The sequence below is a fragment of the Streptomyces sp. NPDC059853 genome (assembly GCF_042731495.1).
Taxonomy (GTDB): Bacteria; Actinomycetota; Actinomycetes; order Streptomycetales; family Streptomycetaceae; genus Streptomyces.
Genome location: NZ_JBHWJL010000051.1, coordinates 1 through 23685 on the forward strand (window position 1 = coordinate 1; position 23685 = coordinate 23685).

Below are 23685 nucleotides of genomic sequence, written 5' to 3' on the forward strand. Positions count from 1 at the left end.
GTGGCGGGGCGCCACCCGGTGTGCTCAGAGCGTGATGAGCGCCTCGTACGGGGCGTCGTCCAGTGCGGCGACCACCCGGTCGCGGCCGTCCAGGAAGGACAGCTCCAGCAGGACGCTGAGCCCGGCCACCTGGGCGCCGGCCCGGCGGATCAGCCGCACCGCCGCCTCGGCGGTACCGCCGGTGGCCAGCACGTCGTCGACCACGAGCACCCGGTCCTCCGCGGTGAGGTCCTCCGCGTGGATCTCCATCTCCGCGCTGCCGTACTCAAGGTCGTAGGCCTGCGCGAGGGTGGCGCCGGGGAGCTTGCCCGCCTTGCGGGCCGGGATGAACCCGATGCCCGCGCGCAGGGCCACCGGTGCGGCCAGGATGAAGCCGCGGGCCTCCAGGCCCACCACCTTGGTGGCGCCGGTGGCGGTGGCCGTCTTCGCCAGCGCGTCGGTGAGGGCGCCGAAGGCCACCGGGTCGGCGAGCAGCGGGGTGATGTCCTTGAAGACCACACCGCGCCGGGGGTGGTCCGGGACATCGCGGATCCGCTCCAGCAGCAGCTCGCGCAGTCCGGCGGCGTCGCGGGGCACGGAGGTCATCCCGGTCACCGCCGCTTTCCGGACGGGCGGTTGCGGCCCCGGTTGCGGGAGACCGGCTGCCGGCGCGGGCCCACCACGGAGCCGGCCGCGGCGGCCTCCTCCGGGCCCTCCCCCTCGGCGCCCGCGGCGTCCGCGGGGTCGTCGGACCCGCTGTCGGCGGCCTCGTTCCCCTCGGTCTCCTCCGCCTCCCGCTTCGCCCGCTTGGCCAGGATCTTCTTGTCGTGCGCCCTGACGGCGGGCTCACGCATCTTGAAGTCGGCGACCAGCGGGGTGGCGATGATGATGGAGGAGTAGGCACCGGCGGTCAGCCCCACGAACAGCGACAGCGCGATGTCGTTGAGCATGCCGCCGCCGAGCACCCCGCCACCGATGAACAGCAGCGCGGCCACCGGCAGCAGCGCGACCACCGAGGTGTTGATCGACCGCACCAGGGTGCCGTTCAGCGAACGGTTGGCCAGCTCGCCGTAGGTGTAGGTGCTCTGCTTGGGGTAGTTCTTCGTGGTCTCCTTCAGACCGTCGAAGACCACCACCGTGTCGTACAGCGAGTAGCCGAGGATAGTCAGCAGACCGATCACGGTGCCCGGGGTGACCTCGAAGCCCACCAAGGCGTACACCCCGACGGTGATGGTGAGGTCGTGGATGAGGGCGATCAGCGCCGCCGCGGCCATCCGCCACTCGAAGGCGATGGCGAGGTAGATGACCACCAGCACCATGAAGATGGCCAGGCCCTGCCACGCCTTGTTGGCGATCTGGGAGCCCCAGCTGGGGCCGACCAGTTCGGCGTTCAGGTCCTGGGCGGGGATGCCCAGTTCCTCCGCGAGCGCTTCGCGGGTGATGTTGGACTGTTCGGTGTCCAGGCCGGAGACCTGGATCCGCAGCGAGCCGTCGTTGCCGAGGGACTGGACCAGGGCCTGGCTGCCGGACGCCTCCTCGGCCACCTCCCTGGCCCGCTCCAGGCTGACGTCGGTGGCCTCCGTGGTGAAGACCGCGCCGCCCTCGAACTCCACGCCCATGTGCAGGCCGCGGATGCCGAGCCCGGCGAAGGCCAGGATGGTGATGAGGATGGAGACGCCGTACCACAGCCGCCGTTTGGCGACGAAGTCGTAGCCGGCTTCGCCCCGGTAGAGCCGGGCGCCGAGATCACCGAGCCGTGACATCTCACGCCTCCTTCGGGTCGCTGGGAACGGTCACCGGCCGGCGGGCGCGCCGCAACGGTGGTTGGACACCCAGGCGCTTGGGGTCGAGTCCGGACCAGGGATGCCCGGCGGCGAAGAACTTCTTGCGGGCCAGGATCGTCATGACCGGCTTGGTGAACAGGAACACCACCACCACGTCCAGGGCCGTGGTCAGGCCCAGGGTGAAGGCGAAGCCCTGCACCTTGCCGACCGACACCACGAAGAGCACCGCGGCGGCCAGGAACGACACGAAGTCGGAGACCAGGATGGTGCGCCGGGCGCGCGGCCAGCCGCGTTCCACGGCGGTGCGCAGGGTGCGGCCCTCCCGGATCTCGTCCCTTATGCGTTCGAAGTAGACGATGAAGGAGTCGGCGGTGATACCGATGGCGACGATCGCACCGCAGACGGCCGGCAGGTTCAGCGCGAAGCCGATGGCCGGGCCGAGCAGCGCCATGATCGAGTAGGTGAGCGCGCCGGAGACCACCAGCGAGGCGAGCGCGATGAGCGACAGGCCCCGGTAGTAGACCAGCATGTAGAGCACCACGAGCACGAGGCCGATGCCACCGGCGATGAGGCCGGCCCGCAGCTGCTCGCCGCCCAGCATGGGCGAGACGGTGGTGACGCTGGACTCCTCGAAGGTCAGCGGCAGCGCGCCGAACTTGAGGACGTTGGCCAGGTTCTCGGCGCTCTCCTGGTCGAAGGTGCCGGAGATCTCGGCGTTGCCGCCGGACAGCCGCTGGTTGACGCTGGGGGCGGAGACGGTCTCGCCGTCCAGCACGATCGCGAACTGGTTCTGCGGGGCGGGCAGGGCGGCCAGCTCACCGGTGACGTCGGCGAAGAGGTCGGCGCCGGAGTTGGTGAACTCCATCTGGACGATCCAGCCCTGGCCGCGCTGGGTCTCGTAGACCGCGTTGGCGCTGCTGACCCCGGTGCCGGGGACGGCGACCGGGCCGAGCGCGTACTTCCAGATGCCGTCGGTGTCGCAGGACACGATGGGCTGGTCGGTGTCCGCCTGCGCGGCCGCCTCGCGGGCGGCGGCCCGGGACTCGTCGGTGGAGCAGTCGAGCGCGGCCAGCCGCGACTGGAGATCGGCGGCCTCCTGCTGGGCCTGCTCCTGCTCCGGGTCGGTGGTGTCCTCGTCGGTCGCCGCGTCGTCGGTGGCGGCGTCGTCCGTGCGGAAGGAGGCGGTGGTGGCGGTGGCCGCGCCACTGCCGGACGGCGCCAGGCTCTGGTCCGTGGTGCCCTCGCCCTGGTCGCCCGCGTCGGAAGTGTCGCCCTCCTCGCCGCTCGCGCCGTCGTCCCCGCTGTCGGCGCCGTCGTCCGCCGGAGCTTCGCCCTCCTCGGTCCCGTCGGCGGCCTCACCGTCGCCGGTGCCGTTGTCGGCCGGGTCGTCGGGCAGCGGCATCCCGGACTCGACCGAGAGAACCGGCCGGAAGCCCAGCTCGGCGGTGGTGCCGACCTGCTCCCGCGCCTGCTCGCTGTCGGTGCCCTTGGGGATGTTGACGATGATGTTCCGGTCGCCCTGGGTCTGAACCTCGGCCTCCTGGACACCCAGGCCGTTGACCCGGCGCTCGATGATCGAGACGGCGGTGTTCAGATTGGTCGGGTTGATGGCGGACTGGTTCTTCTCGTCCGTCGTCGCCGAGAGTGTGATGCTGGTCCCCCCGGCCAGGTCGATGCCCAGCCGCGGTGTGGTGTGCCCGGAGGCGAACATCGCCCCGGTCAGCCCCACTGCGATCATCAGGATCAGAAACAGGGGGCGCCACGGCTTCCCCTGACCTCCGGACAGGTCCCGCTTCCTGGGGGACCGGAAGTCGTTCTTCGGTGTCGCCACCTTCTCGTCTCTCTCTGCCTACGACCCGCGCCCGGTGCCGGCCACGCGGACGGACGGGGTGATGGACGGGCGGACCGGCGCGGCCACGCCCCGGCGGGGCGGGCGGCACCGGCAGCTCAGGACTTGGAGCCGTTCTCCCCGTCCCGCGCGGAGTCCTCGTTCTTGGTCTCGCCCTCGGCGGCGGCCTCGGCGGAGTCCTTCCTGCCCAGCTCGACCCGGTCGTCGTCGCCGGCGTCGGAGCCCTCGGTCAGCGAGGAGGCGTCGTCCGGAACGACCGGGGCGTCCTCGTCGTCGTAGGGCGACTCACCGTTGATGATCCGCTCGTACTCGTCGGCGTCCAGCACGGCCCCGATCGCGTTCTTGGCGAAGAGGGCGTGCACACCCGGGGCGAGCTCCAGCAGGACGGTGTCCTCGCGGACCTCCTTGACCTCGGCGTACATCCCGCCGATGGTCCGCACGCCGGTGCCGGGCTCCATCGAGTCGCGCATTTCCATGGCCTGACGCTGCCGGTTCTTGGCCGACCGCGTCATCAGGAACATGACGCCGATGAGAAGAATGAAGGGGAAGAGAAACGCGATATCCACGGTGGAGGGAATTCCTTCGTATAACCGCTGACGCGGCCATGTATTCGGGGGGCAGGAGCGCCGTCCGGGTCGGATGACGTCGGCGGAGTCTAACGAGGCTGCGCCTGGGGAACAACGTCTCGGATGCTATCGGAGTTCCGTTCCAGGGTAAGCGGCTCCGGTCACGACTCGAACAAGCCTTCTTGTGCCCCTCCGGCCGCCGGGGTGCCCGGCGGGGGCGTGAGTCCGAGATGCGCCCAGGCCGCGGGGGTCGCGACCCGGCCCCTGGGGGTGCGGGCCAGCAGCCCCTCGCGTACCAGGAACGGCTCGGCGACCTCCTCCACGGTCTCCCGCTCCTCCCCCACCGCGACCGCCAGCGTGGACAGGCCCACCGGACCGCCGCCGAACAGCTTCAGCAGCGCCTCCAGGACGGAACGGTCCAGCCGGTCGAGGCCGCGGTCGTCCACCTCGAAGACGGTGAGCGCCCGGGCCGCGGCCTCCTCGGTGACCACGCCGTCCCCTCTGACCTGGGCGTAGTCGCGCACCCGGCGCAGCAGCCGGTTGGCGATGCGGGGGGTGCCGCGCGAGCGGCCGGCGATCTCGGCGGCGCCGCCGTCGCTGACGGTGACGTCCAGCAGCCGGGCCGAGCGGTGGATGACCCGTTCCAGCTCGGCGGGCGCGTAGAACTCCATGTGGCCGGTGAAGCCGAAGCGGTCGCGCAGCGGGGGCGGCAGCAGACCGGCCCGGGTGGTGGCGCCGACCAGGGTGAAGGGCGGCAGTTCCAGCGGGATGGCGGTGGCGCCGGGGCCCTTGCCGACGATGACGTCGACGCGGAAGTCCTCCATGGCCATGTAGAGCATTTCCTCGGCGGGCCGGGACATCCGGTGGATCTCGTCGAGGAAGAGGACCTCGCCCTCGGCGAGCGAGGAGAGGATCGCGGCCAGATCACCGGCGTGCTGGATGGCGGGCCCGGAGGTGATGCGGATCGGGGCGCCCATCTCGGCGGCGATGATCATGGACAGGGTGGTCTTGCCCAGCCCGGGGGCGCCGGAGAGCAGCACGTGATCGGCGGTGCCGCCCCGGGCGCGGGCCGCCCGCAGCACCAGATCGAGCTGCTCGCGGACCTTGGGCTGGCCGACGAACTCCGCCAGGTCCTTGGGGCGCAGCGCGGCCTCGGCGGCCAGCTCCTCGCCCTCGGCGGTGGCCCCCACCAGCCGGCCGGTGTCCTGCGGTGGCTGTTCTTCCCAGGTCATCGGGGGTCTCCTCGTCCTCAGCGGGCGCGGTTGAGGGTCTGCAGGGCGGCGCGCAGCAGCCGGGGCACCGGGACGGGCGCACCGTCGGCGGCGACCGCCTCGGCCTGCGGGGCGATGGCCCCGATGGCCTCCTCGGCCTCCCGGGGGGCGTAGCCGAGGCCGGTGAGCGCGGTCATCAGCTGCTCGCGCCACTCGGGCGGCCCGGCCGGGGCGGGGACGGCGGGGCGCCGCGGACCACCGGCGGGCTCGCCGAGTCTGTCCTTCAGTTCGAGGAGGAGTTTCTGCGCCCCCTTCTTGCCGATGCCGGGGACGGCGGTCAGGGCTTTCTCGTCCCGGGAGGCGATGGCCCGGCGCAGGCCGTCGGGGCTGTGCACGGCGAGCATGGCCTGGGCGAGGCGGGGGCCGACGCCGGAGGCCGTCTGGAGCAGTTCGAAGACCTGCCGCTCGTCGTCGTCGGCGAACCCGTAGAGGGTGAGGGAGTCCTCACGGACGACGAGGGAGGTGGCCAGCCGGGCAGGCTCCCCCACCCGCAGGCCGGCCAGGGTGCCGGGGGTGCACTGCACGGCCATGCCGACGCCGCCGACCTCCAGCACGGCGGCGTCGGGGGCGAGCGCGGCGACGGGACCTGAGACAAAGGCGATCACGGTTCGATGGTGCCCTTCGCAACTCGTACGGGCGCGGAGCGCCGCGCGCCGGGGGCGGCAGCGGCGGTGGCCCGTGCCAGCCGCTGCTGGGCGGCGCCGCGCCAGATGTGACAGATGGCCAGGGCGAGGGCGTCGGCGGCGTCGGCCGGTGTGGGCGGGGCCGGCAGCCGCAGCAGCCGGGTGACCATGGCGCCGACCTGGGCCTTGTCGGCCCGTCCTGTGCCGGTGACGGCCGCCTTGACCTCGCTGGGGGTGTGCAGGGCGACCGGCAGTCCGCGCCGGGCGGCGCACAGCATCGCCACGGCGCTGGCCTGGGCGGTGCCCATCACGGTCCGGACGTTGTGCTGGCTGAAGACCCGTTCGACGGCGACCGCCTCGGGGCGGTGCTCATCGAGCCACGCGTCGATACCGCGCTCGATGAGCACCAGCCGCTCGGGGGTGTCCTGTTCGGCGGGGGTACGGACCACGCCCACCGCCACCATCCGCAGCGGACGCCCGACGACGCCGTCCACCACGCCGACCCCGCAGCGGGTCAGCCCCGGGTCCACACCCAATACCCGCACCGCACTCCCTCGCTCCCCGCGCCGTGATCAGCACGTCCGTCCGAAGGCTATCGGGCGGCACCGACAAGGAGGGTGAGCGGGCGTCAGGCCCCGACCTTCGCCATGATCTCGTCGGGGACGTCGAAGTTGGCGAAGACGTTCTGCACGTCGTCGCTGTCCTCCAGGGCGTCGATCAGCTTGAAGATCTTGCGGGCGCCGTCCTCGTCCAGTTCCACCTGCATGGTGGGGAGGAAGCTGGCGTCCGCCGAGTCGTAGTCGATCCCGGCCTCCTGGAGGGCGGTGCGCACCGCGACCAGGTCGGTGGCCTCGCTGACCACCTCGAAGGACTCGCCGAGGTCGTTGACCTCCTCGGCGCCGGCGTCCAGCACGGCGTCCAGCACGTCGTCCTCGCTGCGGTCCGCCTTGGGCACGATGATGACGCCCTTGCGGTTGAACAGGTAGGACACCGAGCCGGGGTCGGCCATCGAGCCGCCGTTGCGGGTCATGGCGACGCGCACGTCGGAGGCGGCCCGGTTGCGGTTGTCGGTGAGGCACTCGATGAGCACCGCGACACCGTTGGGACCGTATCCCTCGTACATGATCGTCTGATAGTCGGCGCCGCCGGCCTCAAGACCGGCGCCGCGCTTGACCGCACGGTCGATGTTGGTGTTGGGGACGGAGTTCTTCTTGGCCTTCTGGACGGCGTCGTACAGCGTGGGGTTGCCGTCCAGGTCGGCGCCGCCGGTCCGGGCCGCGACCTCGATGTTCTTGATCAGCTTGGCGAAGAGCTTGCCGCGCTTGGCATCGATCACGGCCTTCTTGTGCTTGGTGGTAGCCCACTTAGAGTGGCCGGACACAGCCTTGCTCCTTCAGATGTCACCAACAGAAACCAGTGCCGAGATCCTACCGTCCGTGGCTCAATCCGCCCGCCGCACCATCTCGGTGAACAGCGCGTGCACCCGGTGATCGCCGGTCAGCTCCGGATGGAACGCCGTGGCCAGCAGGTTTCCCTGCCGGACGGCGACCGGGTGCCCCTCGTGGCGGGCCAGAGCGGTGGCGCCCGCGCCCAGCGACTCCACCCAGGGCGCGCGGATGAACACACCGTGCACCGGGCCGCCGTGCACGCCGTCGAGGTCGACGGCGGCCTCGAACGACTCGTTCTGCCGGCCGAAGGCGTTGCGCCGCACGATCATGTCGATGCCGCCGATGGTCTCCTGGCCGGAGCGCGGGTCGAGGATCTTGTCGGCGAGCATGATCATGCCCGCGCAGGAGCCGTAGACGGGCAGCCCGTCCCGTACCCGGGCGCGCAGCGGCTCCAGCAGGCCGAAGGCGGCGGCCAGCTTGGAGATGGTGGTGGACTCGCCGCCCGGCAGGACCAGGCCGTGCACAGCGTCGAGTTCTTCCGGGCGGCGCACGGGGCGGGCCTCGGCGCCGACGGCGGTGAGCGCGGCCAGGTGCTCGCGGACGTCGCCCTGGAGGGCGAGCACGCCCACCACCGGGGCGGCGGGCGTGCTCGGGGAGGGGGTCGCAGTCATCGCGGGATTACCAGCCACGCCCTGCGTAGCGCTCGGTGTCGGGCAGGGTGTCGATGTTGATGCCGACCATGGCCTCGCCCAGGCCGCGCGAGACCTCCGCGATGACCTTGGGGTCGTCGTAGAAGGTGGTGGCCTTGACGATGGCGGCGGCGCGCTGGGCCGGGTCTCCGGACTTGAAGATGCCGGAGCCGACGAAGACGCCCTCGGCGCCCAGCTGGCGCATCAGCGCGGCGTCGGCGGGGGTGGCGACGCCACCGGCGGAGAACAGCACCACGGGGAGCTTGCCCAGCTCGGCGACCTCGCGGACCAGCTCGTAGGGGGCGCGCAGCTCCTTGGCGGCGGCGTACAGCTCGTGGTTGTCCAGGGCGCGCAGCCGGCCGATGTCGCCCTTGATCTGCCGCATGTGGCGGACCGCCTCCACGACGTTGCCGGTGCCGGCCTCGCCCTTGGAGCGGATCATGGCGGCGCCCTCGGCGATCCGGCGCAGGGCCTCGCCCAGGTTGGTGGCGCCGCAGACGAAGGGCGTGGTGAAGGACCACTTGTCGGTGTGGTTGATCTCGTCGGCCGGGGTCAGGACCTCGGACTCGTCGATGTAGTCGACGCCCAGCGCCTGGAGGACCTGGGCCTCCACGAGGTGGCCGATGCGGGACTTGGCCATCACGGGGATGGAGACGGCCTCGATGATGCCGTCGATCATGTCGGGGTCGGACATGCGGGCCACGCCGCCGTCCTTGCGGATGTCGGCCGGGACCCGCTCCAGGGCCATGACGGCGACGGCGCCGGCGTCCTCGGCGATCTTCGCCTGCTCGGGGGTGACGACGTCCATGATCACGCCGCCCTTGAGCTGCTCGGCCATGCCGCGCTTGACGCGGGCGGTGCCGGTCTCGGGCGTCTGAGGGGTGCTGGGGGACGTGCTGGACACGAATTGACCTCACTCGGCAGTTAATAGTGCGACATGACCATGGTAGGCCCGGGCGGGCGCCGACCACGCATGGCCCGTGCCCCGGCGGCCGACCGGGCCGCCGCATGCGATGACACCCGCCGGCTCCCGCGGCGGCAAGGGCCAATTCGCGCTCAGTGGCCTGCCGCGGACAGCCCGGCCGGCGGCTCGTCGTCCATCTCGAACGCCAGCGGGAACGGCGCGTGCCCGGCCAGCCGGAACCAGCGCACCGTACGGTGCCGGCGCAGCGCCCGGGCCGCCCGCACCGCGTCGTTGTGGAACCGCCGGGCCATCGGCACCCGGCGCACCGCGGCCACCAGCTCCCGCGTGGTCTCCTCGCCCCCGGGCGCCTCGCGCACCGCCGCCACCTGGGCGCTCTCCCCCAGCACCGCCCGCAGCGCCTGGCTCAGCTCGCTCTCGGCGACCTCGCGGTGCTCGTCCTCCGCCTGCCGGGCGGCGTGCGCGGCCTGGTTGAGCACCATGGAGGCGGCGGGGTCGAAGATGCCGGAGGTGGCCAGTTCCTGCGCGATGGAGGCACGGCGCAGCAGCTGGGCGTCGAGGGCGGCCCGGGCCGCGTCGATCCGGGCGTGCAGCCGGTCGAGCCGCCCCGCCGTCCAGCTGAGATACCCGCCGATCAGCACCAGCGCGACAGCGATCCACAGAGGCCAACTGAGAAGGGTCACGGCCGGTCACCCTATCGGGCCACGGCCGCCCGCCGCCCCAGGGGACTACTCCCCGGCGCCCTTCGCGTCTCTCGTCTCCCGGGCCTCGCGGCTCAGGCCGAGCCGGCCCAGCAGGCCCACCCGGTCGTCGGGGGCCACCGCACCGGCTCCCGCGGTGACCGTCTCGTAGACGGCCAGGATGTCGTTGCCCACCGTCGACCAGTCGAAGCGCCGCACGTGCCGGCTGCCGTACGCGCGCAGTTCCGCGCGCCGCCCGGGGTCGTCCAGCAGCGCCACCGTGGCGGCGGCCAGGGCGTCCGCGTCCTCGTTGGGGAACAGCTCACCGGCCGCGCCGCCGTCCAGCACCTGGGCGAACGCGTCCAGATCGCTGGCCAGCACCGGCGCCCCGGCGGAGAGCGCCTCCACCAGGATGATGCCGAAGCTCTCGCCGCCGGTGTTGGGCGCGATGTACACATCCACGCTGCGCAGCAGCCGGGCCTTGTCCTCGTCGCTCACCATGCCGAGGAACTCCACCCGCCCGCGCATCGCCTCGGGCAGCGAGGCCACCGCCTCCTTCTCGTCGCCGCGCCCGGCCACCAGCAGCCGGGTGCCGGGCCGCTCGGCGAGGATGCGGGGCAGCGCCCGCATCAGGACGGGGAGCCCCTTGCGGGGCTCGTCGATCCGGCCGATGAAGCCAATGGTCTGCCCCTGCCACTCCGCCTTGGGCTCGGCGTCCGCGAAGAACCCGACGTCCACGCCGTTCGGGATCACCACGGCGTCGCCGCCCAGGTGCTCGACCAGGGTGCGGCGGGCGTACTCGCTGACCGCGATCCGGGCGCTGATCTTCTCCAGGGCGGGCTGGAGGATCGGATAGGCCGTGGCCATCGCCCGCGAGCGCGGGTTGGAGGTGTGGAACGTGGCCACGATCGGGCCCTTGGCGGCCCAGCAGGTGAGCAGCGCGAGCGAGGGCGCGGCCGGCTCGTGGACGTGCAGCACGTCGAAGTCGCCGTCGTGGACCCAGCGCCGGACCCGGGCGGCGGACAGGAAACCGAAGTTGAGCCGGGCCACCGAGCCGTTGTACGGCACGGGGATGGCGCGACCGGCGGCCACCGCGTACGGGGGCAGCGCGGTGTCCTCGTCGGCGGGGGCCAGCACGGACACCTGGTGGCCCTGGCGGATCAGGTGCTCGGCGAGATCACGGATGTGGAACTGCACCCCGCCGGGTACGTCCCACGAGTAGGGGCAGACGATGCCGATTCTCATGCCGCGCGCTCCTTGCGGGGTGCGGCGCCCGGCTCACCGGGACGCGGTTCGAGGTCGGACAGCCACAGCCGCTGGAGCATGTGCCAGTCGTGCGGGTGCCGGGCGATGCCCTCGGCGAACGTGTCGGCCAGCTGCTGGGTCATGGCGGTGGTCTTCTCGGCCCGGGTGCCCTCGGCGGGCGGATCGACCGCGGGGTGGACGCGGCCCTTTATCACCGTGGTCTCGTCGTACCACAGCTCGACCGGGAAGAGGACGGCCCCGGTCTGCTGGGCGAGCAGCGCCGGACCGGCCGGCATCCGGGTGCGCTCGCCGAAGAAGGTGACCTCCACCCCGGAGGAGGACAGGTCGCGGTCGGCCACCAGCGCCACCACCCCGCCCTTGCGCAGCCGGCGGGACAGTATGCCGAAGGCCGAGCCGCCGGTGTGCGGCACCACCTCCATGCCCAGGCCCTCGCGGTAGGCGACGAAGCGGTCGTAGAGCGTCTCCGGCTTGAGCCGCTCGGCGACCGTGGTGAGCGGTATGCGCAGCTCGGTCACCAGCCAGGCGCCGGCCACGTCCCAGTTGCCGGAGTGCGGCAGGGCGAGCACCACGCCGCGGCCCTGGGCGAGGGCTTCCTTGACCAGGTGGAAGTCGGCCACATGGAAGCAGTTCCTTATGCGCGCCTCGTCCCACACCGGCAGCCGGAAGGACTCGATCCAGTACCGCAGATAGGAGCGCATCCCGGCCCGGGACAGCTCCCGCAGCCGCTCCGGGGAGGCGTCCGGGACCACGCGCGCGTAGTTGGCCTCCAGGCGGCGCACCGCCGGGCCGCGGCGGCGCCAGGCGGTGTCGGCGACCCGGCGGCCCAGCGCCATGGCGGCCGGTTCGGGCAGCCGCTTGACCGTGGCCCAGCCCAGGCCGTACAGGGCGTCGCTCAGCCGTTGTCTCATGCCGCTCCGTTCCGTGCGGCGTCCGCCGCGTCGGCCTCGGCCGCCTCGCGGCGCACGGTGATCACCCGCTGGACGATGGTGACCAGCGAGCCGGCGGCGACCACCCACAGGGCGATGGGCAGCAGCACCCCGATGTGCGGGACGGAGAAGGTCCGCTCGAAGCCGGCGAGGCCGGCCAGCACCAGGGTGATGGTCAGCCGTTCGGCGCGCTCCACCAGGCCGTTGACCTTGACCGGCAGCCCGATGCTCTCGCCCCTGGCCTTGGTGTACGAGACGACCTGGCCGCTGGCGAGGCAGACCAGGGCCACCGCGCACAGCAGCAGGTCGTCGCCGTTGCCCGCGTACCACAGGGCGAGCGCGGAGAAGATCGCGGCGTCGGCGACCCGGTCCAGGGTGGAGTCGAGGAACGCGCCCCAGCGGCTGGAGGTGCCCAGCTGGCGGGCCATGTTGCCGTCGACCAGGTCGGAGAAGACGAACAGCGTGATGACGACGGTGCCCCAGAAGAACTCGCCGCGCGGGTAGAAGGCCAGTGCTCCCGCCATCACTCCGGCGGTACCGACGCAGGTCACCGCGTCCGGACTGACCCGCAGCCGCAGCAGCAGCGCGGCGAACGGCGTGAGGACACGCGTGAAGAACGCACGCGCGTACTTGTTGAGCATGACCTTCCCAGGGGTCGCTGACGGGCCGGATGGACGGACGGCCACCGGCCGCCCCATCGTAGTCACGCCGCCGGGTGTCAAGGGCCCCGCGTCCCCATGGGCCGCAAATCGCCGTCGTGGCCCCGGCGGACGGGCCGCCGCCGCTAGGCTGGCCCCGGCGCGCAGGTGTGCCGCTCCTCACGACGGGGAACGGGCCACCCGGGCGGCTGGAGCGAAGGACTGGGGGTTTGCGATGTCGGCGCTGGACGATCTGCGCAACGCGGCGGGCATTGATTTCGACTTCGGGCCGGGGGCCCAGGTGCCGCTGTCCGGCGCGGGCACCGGCCACTCGGGCATGAGCCAGGCGCTGGCGTCGGTCGCCTACCGCGACGATCCCCCCGAGGCCATCAAGGAGCCGAACGACGCGGCCTCGGTGAAGAAGGGCAAGTTCACCCTGCTGGAGCCCAATCTGGGCGAGGCGTTCACCCGCGCCGTGGAAACCCGGATGCTGGCCGACGGGCGCAAACCGCTGGTGCAGTCCTTCGGGGCCGACCCGCAGACGGTGGTGGAGCACGCGCTGGCCGCCAAGCGCATCCGCAAGCAGCGGGACCGCCGGCTGACCGTGATCATGGGGATCTTCGGCGTGCTGTTCCTGCCGGGCGTGCTGATATGGCTCGGGCTGTTCCAGCTGCGCCGCACCTTCGCCGGCTCGCAGGGCCGGCAGGCGGGGTTCCTGGGCACCCTGACCCTGGTGGCGATCGCGGCGCTGATCGCGCTGCTGGTGATCCGGGTGCCGCTGGGCGGGCCGATCCGGCTGTACGTGTGGAGCATGCTCCCGGCGCCCATCATCGGCTGGTACTGGGCGAAGCAGATCTCCGAGCGGACCGCGAAGAACCTGCGCGCGCACTGGGCGGATCTGGCGGGCGGCGGCGGCTCGGGGGCGATGATCCCGGAGGCGGTGCCGCAGAACCCGAACGACAAGGAGGCCGAGCGGCTGCGGGTGGGTCTCGCGAAGCTGGCCGCCGAGCAGCACAGCAACATCGTGCACTACGCGGGCCCTCAGGGCATTCTCGGCATGGGGGTGCGGTGGGGCAGCTGGCAGCTGGCCGAGGAGCTGGTGCCCAAGGACCCGACGCGGGAGATCGACCCGTTCCGGGCCTGGGACGTGGCGCGCGCCATCCACGACCAGCTGCGGATGCTGGAGCGCGGGCCGCTGCACACCGGGGGTTTCCCCACTCCGTCGGTCAAGCACTGGATCGTGCGCCATGTCGGCGAGGGCGCCGGGGAGATCAGCCGGCCCAGCGGTGACACCGCCGACTCGTACAGCATCGGCAACATCGAGGTGCAGCGGATCTGCAACGAGCAGCAGTTCGACAGCGGTGACCGGCACTACGTCGGGGTGCAGTTCGTGCTCTGGGACGGCGAGCTGGTGCTGAGCATGATGATCTCGGTGACGGTGCTGCACCACACGCTGCGGATCGAGGTGACCGGGCACGCGCTGGGCCCGATCCACGGGTTCTTCCGCCAGGGTCCTTCGGGGAAGACCAAGGAGATCCGCGATCCGGTCAAGTTCTGGAAGACGAAGAAGGTGCCGCTGCCGCTGGTGGACGCCAAGGAAGTGGTCCGGCTCGCCGCCCGCGCCCCGCTGACCTGGTTCCCGGCCAAGCTCGACACCTACGGCGGGACGATCGCGCTGCCCGAGCCGTTCGGGCTGCGGCACACCTGGGCGGGCAAGCCGTGGCGGCACCGCTTCATGGCGGACGACGCGCTGCGCGCGGCCACCCCGGTGCTGCGGGTGGCGCACGCGGCGGCGTTCAAGGTCCTGGACGAGAACGGCGTGGACATCAGCAAGTTCGAGGGCCGCTCCCAGGCGCTCGGCGGCGCCGTGCAGGCGGCGGAGCCCCGGAAGGCCGACGAGTACAACATGTGAGGCACGCCGTGCCCGGCCCCGCCGTCTCCGGCCGGGGCCGGGCGCCGGTCAGTCGTCCGCGGGCCAGGCGGCGGCGAGCATCCGCCGGGTGTCGGCGAGCAGTTGCGGCAGCACCTTGGTGTGGCCGACGACCGGCATGAAGTTGGCGTCGCCGCCCCAGCGGGGCACCACGTGCTGGTGGAGATGCGGGGCGATGCCGGCGCCGGCCGCGCTGCCCTGGTTCATCCCGATGTTGAAGCCGTGCGCGCCGGAGGCGGTGCGGATCGCGGTCATCGCGCGCTTGGTGAGCAGGGCGAGTTCGGCGGTCTCCGCCTCGGTCAGCTCCGTGTAGTCGGCGACGTGGCGGTAGGGCACCACCAGCAGATGGCCGCCGTTGTACGGGTAGAGGTTGAGGACGGCGTACACCTGCTCGCCGCGGGCGATGACCAGCCCGTCCTCGTCGCTCTTGCCGGGGATGACGCAGAACGGACAGCCGTCATCCGCGCCGTTCCCGTGCGGCTTGCCCTCGCCCTGGATGTAGGCCATACGGTGGGGGGTCCACAGTCGCTGGAACGCGTCCGGCGTTCCCACCCCGATCTGCTGCTCCGGCTCGCTGTTCATGGCGGTCAGCATAGGCCGTACCGGCCGGCCGGCGGGCGGGTGCCGCCCTCGGCCGGCCGGTGGGCCCGCGGCGGCTCAGACCTGGGCGCGGGTGGCGACGGCCTCGGCGATCTCGCGCAGCGCCTCGGCGCGCGGGATGCCGTTCTTCTGGGAGCCGTCGCGGTAGCGGAAGCTGACCGCGCCGTGGGCGACGTCGTCGTCGCCGGCGATCACCATGAAGGGGATCTTGGCCTTCTGGGCGTTGCGGATCTTCTTCTGCATCCGGTCGGAGGAGGAGTCGACCTCGAAGCGCAGCCCGTGGCCCTTGGCCTCGGCGGCGAACTCCTCCAGATAGGGGACGTGGGAGTCGCCCACCGGGATGCCGATCGCCTGGACCGGGGCCAGCCACGGGGGGAAGACGCCCGCGTAGTGCTCCAGCAGGACGGCGAAGAAGCGCTCGATGGAGCCGAAGAGCGCCCGGTGGATCATGACGGGCCGCTGCCGGGAGCCGTCGGCGGCGGTGTATTCGAGGTTGAAGCGCTTGGGCTGCTGGAAGTCGACCTGGATGGTGGACATCTGCCAGGTCCTGCCGATGGCGTCCTTGGCCTGGACGGAGATCTTGGGGCCGTAGTAGGCGGCGCCGCCCGGGTCCATGACCAGTTCCAGGCCCTGCTTGCCGGCGGCCTGGCGGAGCGTCTCGGTGGCTTCCTCCCACTCCTCGGGCTCCCCGATGAACTTGTCGGAGTCGTCCCGGGTGGAGAGTTCCAGATAGAAGTCGTTGAGGCCGTAGTCGCGCAGCAGATTCAGCACGAATGTGAGCAGATTGTCGAGTTCATCCGGCATCTGCTCGGTGGTGCAGTAAATGTGGGAATCGTCCTGGGTGAATCCCCGGGCGCGGGTGAGCCCGTGCACCACTCCGGACTTCTCGAAACGGTATACCGTGCCGAACTCGAACAGCCGCAGCGGCAATTCCCGGTAGGACCGCCCGCGGGCCCGGAAGATGAGATTGTGCATCGGGCAGTTCATGGCCTTGAGGTAATAGTCCTGCCCCTCGAACTCCATGGGCGGGAACATCGACTCGGCGTAGTTCGGCAGATGCCCGGAGGTCTCGAACAGCTTGGCCTTGGTGATGTGCGGGGTGTTGACGAACTCGTACGCGGCCTCCTCGTGCCGGCGCCGCGAGTAGTCCTCCATCACCTTGCGGATGACCCCGCCCTTGGGGTGGAAGACGGCGAGCCCGGAGCCCAGTTCCTCGGGGATGGAGAAGAGGTCGAGTTCGGCGCCGAGCCGCCGGTGGTCGCGCTTCTCGGCCTCGGCCAGGAACTCCAGGTGGGCCTTGAGTTCGTCCTTGGTGGGCCAGGCGGTGCCGTAGATGCGCTGGAGCTGCGGGTTGCGCTCGCTGCCCCGCCAGTAGGCGGCGGCCGAGCGCATGAGCTTGAAGGCCGGGATGAGCCGGGTGCTGGGCAGGTGGGGGCCGCGGCACAGGTCCTTCCAGCACAGGTCGCCGGTCTTGGGGTCGAGGTTGTCGTAGATGGTCAGCTCGCCCGCGCCGACCTCGGCGGAGGCCCCTTCGGCGGCGTCGGCGGCGGAGCCCTTGAGGCCGATCAGCTCGATCTTGTACGGCTCGGCGGCGAGTTCGGCGCGCGCCTCCTCGTCGGTGACGACCCGGCGGGCGAAGCGCTGGCCCTGCTTCTGGATCTGCTGCATGCGCTTCTCGATGCGGCTCAGGTCCTCGGGGTGGAACGGCTGCTCGACGTCGAAGTCGTAGTAGAAACCGTCCTTGATGGGCGGACCGATCCCGAGCTTGGCCTCGGGGAACAGGTCCTGCACGGCCTGGGCGAGGACGTGGGCGGTGGAGTGCCGCAGGATGTTCAGGCCGTCGGTGCTGCTCAGCTCGACCGGCTCGATCTCGTCGCCCTCGGCGAGCGGATGGGTGAGATCGCGCAGCTCACCGCCGATCCGGGCGGCCACGATGGAACGCTGGCCCTCGAAGAGCGCGGCGGCCGTGGTGCCCGTGGTCACCACGCGCTCTTCCCGCTCGGAATCGCGTTGGATGATCACACGGACGTCTGACACCGGTCTCTCCTGACGTTGGCGGCTGCTCGCTCGCAGCGCTCGCTGCGGTTTCGCATGGTACCGAGCGGCGCGGCCCGGCCGCGAAACGGTCGTGGGGCGGGGCGGCGGGTACCGGGCCAACCAACGCAAGAAGGCCGGTCCTTGACGGACCGGCCTTCCCAGGGCGTGGGCGATACTGGGATCGAACCAGTGACCTCTTCGGTGTGAACGAAGCGCTCTCCCGCTGAGCTAATCGCCCTGGGCCGGTGCTTTCGGGGCTGTTCCCCTCGGCACGAGAAGAACCATACACAGGTCAGCGGCTCAGAACCAAATGAACTCCCGGCCGGCGCCCGGCCGCTCACCCCCGGGCGGGCCGGCGCGGGCACGCCGCGGGCGGCGTCACCGGATGGCGCACTCCGCGTTGACATCGGTGGCGCCCTCTGTAGTCGACTGAGCACAAAATGGCACTCGACCATTCGAATGATGTCAAGCATCGCAAATAGGACAGAGGGGTTTACAACCGGCGCGTACGTGGCATGTCGAATTCGCCGACGTGCGAATCCCCGAGCGCACACTGAGCGAAAGGCCCTGGCGCTTATGAACACCACGGTCAGCTGCGAGCTGCACCTGCGCCTCGTTGTATCGAGCGAGTCTTCACTGCCTGTACCCGCGGGGCTGCGGTATGACACGGCGGACCCCTACGCCGTACACGCCACATTTCACACCGGAGCCGAAGAAACCGTCGAATGGGTATTCGCCCGCGATCTCCTCGCCGAGGGGCTGCACCGGCCCACCGGCACCGGAGACGTCCGGGTGTGGCCCTCCCGGAGTCACGGACAGGGCGTCGTGTGCATCGCACTCAGTTCCCCGGAGGGCGAAGCACTGCTGGAGGCCCCCGCCCGGGCCCTGGAAACCTTCCTGAAGCGCACCGATGCCGCGGTACCGCCCGGCACCGAGCACCGGCATTTCGACCTCGACACCGAGCTCTCCCACATCCTGGCCGAGAGCTGAAGGACCCGCCGGTTCTCCGCACCGTCCGACTCGGGGCGACGGCGCGGGACCGGCGCCGACCCAGCGCACAGCGCCGTCGCGGAACACGCGGCGGCGCTGTCGTGTGCGGAAGCGGCTAGAGTCCAAGGCAGGAACGCCACCCCAGGGCGGGCGGCCACCGCCCCTGACCGCACCGGGAGCCGGTTTGCTGATCAGTCACGACACCCGATGCGCGCTCTCCGCCACCGTGGACCTGCTGAACACCTCCCTCGGCGACGGCTCCCCCGACGGGATGACCACGGTCGAGCAGCTGCGCGACTTCGTCGAGAGCCACAATCTCAGCGGGGTCCAGGTGGGGGCCCTCGGCGAGCAGGACGTGGCGGACATGCGCGCCACCCGGGAACTCTTCGCCCGGCTGTTCGCCGCCGAGAGCGACCGGGAGGCCGCCGAGCTGATCAACGCGATGGTCGCGGAGGCCGGCACCACCCCGCAGCTCACCGATCACGACGGCCACGACTGGCACGTCCACTACTTCGCCCCGGGCGCCTCGATCGCCGACCACCTGTCGGCGGACTGCGGCATGGCCCTGGCCTTCTTCCTGGTCGCCGGGGAGAGGGAGCGGCTGCGACGCTGCGACGCGCCGGACTGCCGGCGCGCCTTCGTGGATCTGTCCCGCAACCGCTCACGCCGCTACTGCGACAGCCGGACCTGTGGGAACCGGCTCCATGTGGCCGCCTACCGGGCCCGGCAGCGGCGCTCGGCCGCTCACACCGGCTGATCCGCCCCGGCAGGCGCGCCGTCTACAGCCAGAACCGGTCATACACCCCCGCGACGAGCAGCAGCGTGCCGATCACGGTGAGGAACAGGATCAGCGGGGGCTGGGAGAGGGCGAACAGACAGCCCCTCGCCTCCGGATCACCGGGGTCGGGAACGGGAACGGGAACGGGATGTGCGGCCGCGTCGGGCCGCATCGGGGGATCGGGAGCGTGCTGCTCCCCGGTGAAGTGCGCCATGTCGCGGCGATCATGACCCAGCGGCGGGCCCCGCCGCGCTCAACACACCTCATCTGAGCGGGGATTCGCTATTTCGAGGGTCCGGTCATATGCCGTGCTTCTTCAGGATGGCCTCGATGTCCGAGAAGTCGTCCGCACCGCCACCGGCGCCCGCGGGCGTGCCACCGCCGCGCTTGGCCGGGAGCGCCGCCGGCTCCGCCGCCCCCGACGCCGCCCGCCCCGCGCCGCCGCCCCGGCGGCCGTCCGCCAGGCCCGCGCTCAGGAAGAGCAGCACCGCGAGCCCCACCACCCCCAGACCCGCCCACGCCACCGGGTTGAAGGTCATGTTCAGCACGAACCGGACCACACCCGTCATGGCGAGCCCCACCGGCAGCAGCGCGAAGGCGGCCACCCGCAGCGCGGTCGCGTAACGGCGGCGCTTGGCCACCAGGAAGGCCACTCCCAGGCCGGCGGCGGACAGCAGCGCGCAGAAAGTCCCTATCAGCATTCCTCCATCCTGCCTGCCCCGGCTCCGGGAGGCCAAGGAGCGAGCGGTGGGATCAGGGACAAATCGGGGTAGCGGCCGGGAACGGCGGGCCTGCTGGGAGACTGGGCGGCATGAGCGAAGCAACCGGCCGCACCGTCGTGCTCGACGTGTGGTGCGATCTCCAGTGCCCCGACTGTCACCGCGCCGAGAGCGATCTGCGGGCCCTGCGCGACCGCTTCGGCGACCGGCTGGAGATCCGGCGCCGGCACTTCCCCCTCGCCAAGAACGCGCACGCCATGGCCGCCGCCCAGGCCGCCGAGGAGGCATACGCGCAGGGCCGGGGCGAGGCGTACTGCGCGGCACTGCTGGAGCGCACCGCCGAGCTGCGCGACCGGGGCGAGCCCGTGCTCGCCGAGGTCGCGCGGGCCACCGGCGTGGACCCCGAGGAGATCGCCACCGCGCTCATCGACGGCCGTCATCTGCTGGCCGTGGACGCCGACCAGGCCGAGGGCCAGGCGCTGGGGGTGCACGGCACCCCCACCTACGTGATCGCCGGGCAGCGCCTCGACGGCGGGCAGAGCCAGGACGGGCTGCTGGAGCGGATCATCGACATCGTCGAGGCCGCGCCGGCCACCGCCTGAGCCCCGGCCGTACCCCGGGCGCCGGGGCGGGCCGCTCAGTGCAGCGTCTTGCCCAGCCGCTCGGCCACCGGCCGGTACCCGAGCCCTTCACAGAGCCGGCCGGCGGGGAGGTTGTCCGCGTCCACGCTCAGGCCCAGCAGCGTGCCTCCGGCGGCGTGGGTGAGCCGCTCGGCCTCCGCCAGCAGGGCGCGGCCGTGGCCCCGCCCGCGGTACTCCGCGGCCACCCCGGCGTGGACCACGTAACCGTCCGTGCCGTACGGCAGCCGGCCCGGGGCCAGGGCGAGCCACAGCGTCCCGACATCGGTGCCGTGGTGGCTGAGCACCCGCAGCGCCACACCCTCGGTGCGGTGACCGGCGGGCAGCCGGGCGGTGAGCACCGCTTCGGCGTGGGCGTCGGCCTCCGCGGCGGCCGCCCCCCGCTCCCGCCGCTCGGCAGCCAGCCGGGCCCGCTCGGCCGCCCGCCACCCCGCGTAGTCCCGCTCCCCCATCGCCCGCACCGCGCTGCCCTCGGGCAGGGCGGGCACCGGCGGCCGCGGCCGCTTGGTCAGCCAGCGGCTGCGCCCGGTGTAGCCGAGCGCGGTGAACAGGCCCCGCGCGGCGGTGGCTTCGGCCGGTACGTCCGCCTCCACCCGGACACAGCCCCAGCCGCGCAGGATCTCCTCGGCCGCCAGCGCGGCCACCGTGGCCCGGCCGCGCCGCCGGTCGGCCGGCGCGATCTCCAGCTCCTCGATGCGGCCGGTGCCCGGACCGGATCCGGGGACGCGGGTCAGCCGCAGGCCGCCGACGGCCCGGGAGTTGTCGCGTATGGCGAAGGCGCGGCTCCGGCCGCCCCGGCCGAGGGCTTCCTCTGGCCCGGTGGGGCGCACGGTGGTGGTCATCGCGCTCCTCAGGGGTCGATGTCAGCGGCGGAGCGGGCCCGGAAGACCCGCAGGGCCTCGGCGGTCACCGGCCCCGGCGCGCCCGGCAGTTCGCGGTCGTCGACGCGGCGCACGGCCTGGACGTCGCGGGTGGAGGAGGTGAGGAAGACCTCGTCGGCGCGGTGCAGCACGTCCATCGGCAGGTCGGTCTCCCGGGCGCCGCTCCACTCGATGACCAGGGCGCGGGTGATCCCGGCCAGGCAGCCGGCCGCCAGCGGCGGGGTGTGGAGTTCGCCGTCGAGGACCACGAACACATTGGTGCCGGTGCCCTCGCACAGCGCGCCGGTGGTGTTGGCGAACAGTGCCTCGGAGGCGGCCTGCTGGTGGGCGCGGGCCAGTGCGATGACGTTCTCGGCGTAGGAGGTGGACTTGAGCCCGGCCAGCGCGCCGCGTTCGTTGCGGGTCCAGGGGACGGTGATGACCGCGGTGGTGTCGGGCCGGCGCGGGGTGGGGGCGTGGGCGATCATCAGGGTGGGCGGGGCGTCGCCGCGGTCGGAGGCCAGCGGGGAACGGCCGCCGGTGTAGGTGATGCGCAGCCGGCCGAAGGGCACCGGTTCGGTGTTCTCCATGACCGCCTGGCAGGCGCGGCGCACCTCGTCGCGGTCGGGTGCGGGCAGGCCGAGTCCGGCGGCCGAGGTCGCGAGCCGGTCGAGGTGACGGCTCATCGCGAAGGGGCGGCCGTTCTCGGTCTTCAGCGTCTCGAAGACTCCGTCGCCGACCGTGAGTCCGTGGTCGAAGACGGAGACCTTCGCACTGTCGGCGTCCCGCAGCTCACCGTCCAGCCAGATCAGCGCCATGGTGTCGTTCTCCTGTCTCGTGCGTGATGCCCGACGCTACCGTGAGCAGGCGTTCGGCCTTGAGTTCGGTCTCCGCCCATTCGCGGTCCGGGTCGGATCCCCAGGTGATGCCGGCGCCGGTGCCGAAGCGCAGCAGGGGGCGGCCGGTGGTGCGGTCGGTCCAGAAGGTGCGGATGCCCACCGCCAGCTCGCCGGTGCCGCGGTCGGCGTCGACCCAGCCGATGCCGCCGCAGTAGGGGCCGCGCGGGGCGCGCTCCAGGCCCGCGATGATCCTCAGGGCGCTCGGCTTGGGGGCGCCGGTGACCGAGCCGGGCGGGAAGGTGGCCGCCAGCAGCGGGCCCCAGCCGGTGCCGGGGGCGAGTTCGCCGCGCACGGTGGAGACGAGGTGGACGAGTCCGGGGTGTGCCTCGGTGACGCACAGCTCGGGGACGGTGACGCTGCCGGTGGCGCAGACCCGGCCGAGGTCGTTGCGGACCAGGTCCACGATCATCACGTTCTCGGCGTGGTCCTTCGGCAGCAGATCGGCGGTGGTGCGGCCCGTGCCCTTGATGGGTCCCGACTCGACGGTGCGGCCGTGGCGGCGCAGGTACAGCTCGGGGGACGCGGTGGCGATCTCCACGCCGTGGGCGGGCAGCCGTACGGTGCCGGCGTACGGGGCGGGGTTGCCGCGGGCCAGCAGGCCGGTGAGGGCGTCGATGTCGCAGGCGGCGGGGTCGGGCAGCGGAGCGGTGAGGACGCGGCAGAGGTTGGCCTGGTAGACCTCGCCGGCCGCGATGTGCTCCCGGATGCGGCGGACGGCGGCGGTGTAGGCGTCGCGGTCCAGGGAGCTGTGCCAGTCGCCCGGGCCGGGGCCCCGCCAGCGGCCGGTCCCGGCGGTGGGGGCGGGGGCCGGGCGGACCCGGCCGAACCGGGCGCACCGCACTCCGCCCTCGTAGTCGGCGACCACCGCCCACCAGCCGGTGGAGTCCAGTGCGGCGGGGTCGCTGGTGACATCCAGCAGGTCGGTGGCCAGATACCCGCCGAGCCGGGCAAGCGGAGCGAAGTCGTGCACATGTGCGAGTCTAGGCCGGGTCCGACACATAGCGCCGGTCAGGCCCGCGTCGTCCGGTGCGGTGCATCGCAAGGCGGAGGGGCGCCCTCGTAGTGGGCTACTCGGGCGTCTCGACAGCTCTGCTTCCCAGGTCTCTCCATGGAGCAGAGACGAAGCGAAGCGAAGCGAAGTGCAGTGAGGTGCCGTGCCTGGGGGCACCTCCCAGCCGCCAGGCCGGGGGAGCGACGCGGGCCAGGCGGGATGTGTCAGACCCGGCCCAGGGGCGGGGATACGGGGTGTACCGAGTTTGAGCTGGCCCGCGGATCCGCTAGAGTTCATGACGTCACCGGGGAGCGGAAGCGACCGGGTGGTGATACACACTGCGGACGTAGCTCAGTTGGTAGAGCACCACCTTGCCAAGGTGGATGTCGCGAGTTCGAGTCTCGTCGTCCGCTCGAAGGGGGCCTGGCCCCCTCCGGTGGAGTGGCCGAGAGGCGAGGCAACGGCCTGCAAAGCCGTCTACACGGGTTCAAATCCCGTCTCCACCTCGGACGATTAGCTCAGCGGGAGAGCGCTTCCCTGACACGGAAGAGGTCACTGGTTCAATCCCAGTATCGTCCACGGGATCCGTCACGGATCCACCCCGCGCGATTAGCTCAGCGGGAGAGCGCTTCCCTGACACGGAAGAGGTCACTGGTTCAATC

25 protein-coding genes and 4 tRNA genes are annotated in these 23685 nt (G+C 72.1%); 7 read left to right on the forward strand and 22 right to left on the reverse strand.

Annotated features, from left to right (window positions below):
• Positions 1-24: 24 nt before the first annotated feature.
• The 14 genes from ACFV5N_RS08330 to pgsA form a co-directional block, all read right to left on the reverse strand.
• A complete protein-coding gene (locus ACFV5N_RS08330) occupies positions 25-585 on the reverse strand; it encodes an adenine phosphoribosyltransferase (protein ID WP_385595778.1) in 561 nt (186 codons plus the stop codon).
• A gap of 5 nt (positions 586-590) precedes the next feature.
• On the reverse strand, positions 591-1742 hold the full coding sequence (gene secF, locus ACFV5N_RS08335; protein WP_385595780.1) for a protein translocase subunit SecF: 1152 nt from the start codon (positions 1740-1742) through the stop codon (positions 591-593).
• Between the two features lies 1 nt (position 1743).
• Positions 1744-3501 (reverse strand): protein translocase subunit SecD, encoded by a 1758-nt coding sequence (gene secD, locus ACFV5N_RS08340; RefSeq protein ID WP_385595783.1) that lies wholly within the window; start codon positions 3499-3501, stop codon positions 1744-1746.
• Between the two features lie 209 nt (positions 3502-3710).
• Entirely contained in the window at positions 3711-4178 is a 468-nt protein-coding gene (yajC, locus tag ACFV5N_RS08345; RefSeq protein ID WP_385595786.1) for a preprotein translocase subunit YajC, read from the reverse strand.
• A 161-nt stretch (positions 4179-4339) separates the two neighbouring features.
• A complete protein-coding gene (gene ruvB, locus ACFV5N_RS08350; RefSeq protein WP_019434781.1) occupies positions 4340-5410 on the reverse strand; it encodes a Holliday junction branch migration DNA helicase RuvB in 1071 nt (356 codons plus the stop codon).
• Between the two features lie 17 nt (positions 5411-5427).
• On the reverse strand, positions 5428-6054 hold the full coding sequence (gene ruvA, locus ACFV5N_RS08355; protein ID WP_385595790.1) for a Holliday junction branch migration protein RuvA: 627 nt from the start codon (positions 6052-6054) through the stop codon (positions 5428-5430).
• Complete coding sequence (ruvC, locus tag ACFV5N_RS08360; protein ID WP_385595795.1) at positions 6051-6617, reverse strand: crossover junction endodeoxyribonuclease RuvC; 567 nt, start codon at positions 6615-6617, stop codon at positions 6051-6053. The genes ruvA and ruvC overlap by 4 nt, the downstream gene beginning before the upstream one ends.
• Before the next feature lie 83 nt (positions 6618-6700).
• Positions 6701-7453, reverse strand: coding sequence for a YebC/PmpR family DNA-binding transcriptional regulator (locus ACFV5N_RS08365; protein ID WP_385595797.1), 753 nt, complete (start codon positions 7451-7453; stop codon positions 6701-6703).
• 60 nt (positions 7454-7513) lie between these two features.
• On the reverse strand, positions 7514-8131 hold the full coding sequence (gene pdxT, locus ACFV5N_RS08370; protein WP_385595800.1) for a pyridoxal 5'-phosphate synthase glutaminase subunit PdxT: 618 nt from the start codon (positions 8129-8131) through the stop codon (positions 7514-7516).
• A gap of 7 nt (positions 8132-8138) precedes the next feature.
• A complete protein-coding gene (pdxS, locus tag ACFV5N_RS08375) occupies positions 8139-9053 on the reverse strand; it encodes a pyridoxal 5'-phosphate synthase lyase subunit PdxS (protein ID WP_385595803.1) in 915 nt (304 codons plus the stop codon).
• Between the two features lie 152 nt (positions 9054-9205).
• Positions 9206-9754, reverse strand: a complete 549-nt coding sequence (locus ACFV5N_RS08380) for a hypothetical protein (RefSeq protein ID WP_385595806.1) — start codon at positions 9752-9754, stop codon at positions 9206-9208.
• Between the two features lie 45 nt (positions 9755-9799).
• A complete protein-coding gene (locus ACFV5N_RS08385) occupies positions 9800-10996 on the reverse strand; it encodes a glycosyltransferase family 4 protein (RefSeq protein WP_385595808.1) in 1197 nt (398 codons plus the stop codon).
• Positions 10993-11925 carry a phosphatidylinositol mannoside acyltransferase gene (locus ACFV5N_RS08390; protein ID WP_385595811.1) on the reverse strand — a complete coding sequence of 311 codons (933 nt, stop codon included), beginning with the start codon at positions 11923-11925 and terminating at the stop codon, positions 10993-10995. The genes ACFV5N_RS08385 and ACFV5N_RS08390 overlap by 4 nt, the downstream gene beginning before the upstream one ends.
• Positions 11922-12584: a phosphatidylinositol phosphate synthase gene (pgsA, locus tag ACFV5N_RS08395; RefSeq protein ID WP_385595813.1), complete on the reverse strand. Its 663-nt coding sequence runs from the start codon at positions 12582-12584 to the stop codon at positions 11922-11924. Before pgsA ends, ACFV5N_RS08390 begins: the two co-directional genes overlap by 4 nt.
• A gap of 232 nt (positions 12585-12816) precedes the next feature.
• On the opposite strand from pgsA, the gene ACFV5N_RS08400 reads away from it, so the two are divergent.
• The gene (locus ACFV5N_RS08400) at positions 12817-14493 is read left to right on the forward strand and encodes a hypothetical protein (RefSeq protein ID WP_385595816.1); all 1677 of its coding nucleotides are present in this window, start codon (positions 12817-12819) and stop codon (positions 14491-14493) included.
• A 48-nt stretch (positions 14494-14541) separates the two neighbouring features.
• Here the strand turns inward: ACFV5N_RS08400 and ACFV5N_RS08405 are convergent, their stop codons facing one another.
• From ACFV5N_RS08405 to ACFV5N_RS08415, 3 genes are all read right to left on the reverse strand, one after another.
• A complete protein-coding gene (locus tag ACFV5N_RS08405; protein WP_385595819.1) occupies positions 14542-15105 on the reverse strand; it encodes an HIT family protein in 564 nt (187 codons plus the stop codon).
• Between the two features lie 63 nt (positions 15106-15168).
• Positions 15169-17148, reverse strand: coding sequence for a threonine--tRNA ligase (gene thrS / locus ACFV5N_RS08410; RefSeq protein WP_385595821.1), 1980 nt, complete (start codon positions 17146-17148; stop codon positions 15169-15171).
• Between the two features lie 166 nt (positions 17149-17314).
• Positions 17315-17386, reverse strand: a tRNA-Val gene (locus ACFV5N_RS08415).
• 338 nt (positions 17387-17724) lie between these two features.
• Here ACFV5N_RS08415 and ACFV5N_RS08420 point away from each other — a divergent pair.
• Together ACFV5N_RS08420 and ACFV5N_RS08425 are read left to right on the forward strand one after the other, a co-directional pair.
• On the forward strand, positions 17725-18138 hold the full coding sequence (locus ACFV5N_RS08420) for an SsgA family sporulation/cell division regulator (RefSeq protein ID WP_019434794.1): 414 nt from the start codon (positions 17725-17727) through the stop codon (positions 18136-18138).
• 184 nt (positions 18139-18322) lie between these two features.
• Complete coding sequence (locus ACFV5N_RS08425; RefSeq protein ID WP_385595824.1) at positions 18323-18895, forward strand: CGNR zinc finger domain-containing protein; 573 nt, start codon at positions 18323-18325, stop codon at positions 18893-18895.
• Between the two features lie 22 nt (positions 18896-18917).
• Here ACFV5N_RS08425 and ACFV5N_RS08430 read toward each other — a convergent pair whose 3' ends face one another.
• Both ACFV5N_RS08430 and ACFV5N_RS08435 read right to left on the reverse strand, forming a co-directional pair.
• Complete coding sequence (locus tag ACFV5N_RS08430) at positions 18918-19130, reverse strand: hypothetical protein (protein WP_385595849.1); 213 nt, start codon at positions 19128-19130, stop codon at positions 18918-18920.
• Positions 19131-19215: 85 nt separating this feature from the next.
• On the reverse strand, positions 19216-19617 hold the full coding sequence (locus ACFV5N_RS08435; RefSeq protein ID WP_385595827.1) for a hypothetical protein: 402 nt from the start codon (positions 19615-19617) through the stop codon (positions 19216-19218).
• Between the two features lie 110 nt (positions 19618-19727).
• Here ACFV5N_RS08435 and ACFV5N_RS08440 point away from each other — a divergent pair, with 110 nt between their 5' ends.
• A complete protein-coding gene (locus ACFV5N_RS08440; RefSeq protein ID WP_385595830.1) occupies positions 19728-20237 on the forward strand; it encodes a DsbA family protein in 510 nt (169 codons plus the stop codon).
• A 35-nt stretch (positions 20238-20272) separates the two neighbouring features.
• Here the strand turns inward: ACFV5N_RS08440 and ACFV5N_RS08445 are convergent, their stop codons facing one another.
• From ACFV5N_RS08445 to ACFV5N_RS08455, 3 genes are read right to left on the reverse strand one after another with little or no spacing between them, the layout of a single operon-like run.
• Positions 20273-21115 (reverse strand): GNAT family N-acetyltransferase, encoded by an 843-nt coding sequence (locus ACFV5N_RS08445; protein WP_385595833.1) that lies wholly within the window; start codon positions 21113-21115, stop codon positions 20273-20275.
• An 8-nt stretch (positions 21116-21123) separates the two neighbouring features.
• Positions 21124-21951, reverse strand: coding sequence for an aminotransferase class IV (locus ACFV5N_RS08450; RefSeq protein WP_385595836.1), 828 nt, complete (start codon positions 21949-21951; stop codon positions 21124-21126).
• Positions 21926-23002, reverse strand: a complete 1077-nt coding sequence (locus ACFV5N_RS08455) for a chorismate-binding protein (protein WP_385595839.1) — start codon at positions 23000-23002, stop codon at positions 21926-21928. The genes ACFV5N_RS08450 and ACFV5N_RS08455 overlap by 26 nt, the downstream gene beginning before the upstream one ends.
• A gap of 361 nt (positions 23003-23363) precedes the next feature.
• Between ACFV5N_RS08455 and ACFV5N_RS08460 the strand changes: the two genes are divergently transcribed.
• The 3 genes from ACFV5N_RS08460 (at position 23364) to ACFV5N_RS08470 (ending at position 23602) form a co-directional block, all read left to right on the forward strand.
• A tRNA-Gly gene (locus tag ACFV5N_RS08460) sits at positions 23364-23436 on the forward strand.
• Positions 23437-23458: 22 nt separating this feature from the next.
• Positions 23459-23529: transfer RNA gene (locus tag ACFV5N_RS08465), tRNA-Cys, on the forward strand.
• A 1-nt stretch (position 23530) separates the two neighbouring features.
• Positions 23531-23602, forward strand: a tRNA-Val gene (locus tag ACFV5N_RS08470).
• The last annotated feature ends 83 nt before the right edge of the window (positions 23603-23685 follow it).

Coding starts and splice junctions, on each gene's coding strand:
- pgsA (WP_385595813.1), bottom strand. CDS start 12,584: ATGCTCAACAAGTACGCGCGTGCGTTCTTCACGCGTGTCCTCACGCCG.
- ACFV5N_RS08430 (WP_385595849.1), bottom strand. CDS start 19,130: ATGGCGCACTTCACCGGGGAGCAGCACGCTCCCGATCCCCCGATGCGG.
- ACFV5N_RS08440 (WP_385595830.1), top strand. CDS start 19,728: ATGAGCGAAGCAACCGGCCGCACCGTCGTGCTCGACGTGTGGTGCGAT.
- ACFV5N_RS08330 (WP_385595778.1), bottom strand. CDS start 585: ATGACCTCCGTGCCCCGCGACGCCGCCGGACTGCGCGAGCTGCTGCTG.
- ACFV5N_RS08450 (WP_385595836.1), bottom strand. CDS start 21,951: ATGGCGCTGATCTGGCTGGACGGTGAGCTGCGGGACGCCGACAGTGCG.
- ACFV5N_RS08405 (WP_385595819.1), bottom strand. CDS start 15,105: ATGCTGACCGCCATGAACAGCGAGCCGGAGCAGCAGATCGGGGTGGGA.
- ACFV5N_RS08420 (WP_019434794.1), top strand. CDS start 17,725: ATGAACACCACGGTCAGCTGCGAGCTGCACCTGCGCCTCGTTGTATCG.
- secD (WP_385595783.1), bottom strand. CDS start 3,501: ATGATCGCAGTGGGGCTGACCGGGGCGATGTTCGCCTCCGGGCACACC.
- ACFV5N_RS08385 (WP_385595808.1), bottom strand. CDS start 10,996: ATGAGAATCGGCATCGTCTGCCCCTACTCGTGGGACGTACCCGGCGGG.
- ACFV5N_RS08400 (WP_385595816.1), top strand. CDS start 12,817: ATGTCGGCGCTGGACGATCTGCGCAACGCGGCGGGCATTGATTTCGAC.
- ACFV5N_RS08390 (WP_385595811.1), bottom strand. CDS start 11,925: ATGAGACAACGGCTGAGCGACGCCCTGTACGGCCTGGGCTGGGCCACG.
- ACFV5N_RS08435 (WP_385595827.1), bottom strand. CDS start 19,617: ATGCTGATAGGGACTTTCTGCGCGCTGCTGTCCGCCGCCGGCCTGGGA.
- pdxT (WP_385595800.1), bottom strand. CDS start 8,131: ATGACTGCGACCCCCTCCCCGAGCACGCCCGCCGCCCCGGTGGTGGGC.
- secF (WP_385595780.1), bottom strand. CDS start 1,742: ATGTCACGGCTCGGTGATCTCGGCGCCCGGCTCTACCGGGGCGAAGCC.
- ruvB (WP_019434781.1), bottom strand. CDS start 5,410: ATGACCTGGGAAGAACAGCCACCGCAGGACACCGGCCGGCTGGTGGGG.
- ACFV5N_RS08445 (WP_385595833.1), bottom strand. CDS start 21,115: ATGACCACCACCGTGCGCCCCACCGGGCCAGAGGAAGCCCTCGGCCGG.